Origin of the sequence: Tessaracoccus sp. OH4464_COT-324 (genome assembly GCF_003932855.1) — a bacterium.
Lineage (GTDB): Bacteria > Actinomycetota > Actinomycetes > Propionibacteriales > Propionibacteriaceae > Arachnia.
Window position 1 is genome coordinate 1 of sequence record NZ_RQYZ01000142.1, and the last position, 370, is coordinate 370.

Genomic DNA, 370 nt, shown 5'->3' on the forward strand with positions numbered 1-370 from the left:
GTTGGTTCGGGTTTGGTTTGATCGGGGTCGGCGGTTGGAGCGGGTGCGGATCAGTCCGGTGTGGCATCGTCGGCTTCGTTCGGGGTGGGAGCTGGCGGAGTTGTTGGAGCATGCGTTTCGCCGGTTCGCGTTGAGTCTGCCGCCTGAGGTGGGTTTGGAGACTGCCCTGGTGGTGCCGGAAGACGCCGCCAGGTGGTCACTAGACGAGTATCAGCGGGTGTTGCGTGAGCATGAGCGGCAGCGTTGTGTGGCACGTGAGGTGGATGGTGTTGGTGTGGCGCGTGAGGTGGTTGGGCGTTGTGGTGGGGTGAGTGTTTCGGTGGATGGTTCGGGTTTGCCTTGTGAGGTGGCTTTCGATGAGGGTTGGTTG

General features: G+C 62.2%; 1 protein-coding gene. It reads left to right on the top strand.

Going from position 1 to position 370, the window contains the following annotated elements; genetic code table 11:
• Positions 1–43: 43 nt before the first annotated feature.
• Positions 44–370, top strand: a 327-nt coding sequence (locus tag EII42_RS13200) for a hypothetical protein (protein WP_158676540.1), incomplete at its 3' end; no start/stop codon positions are given.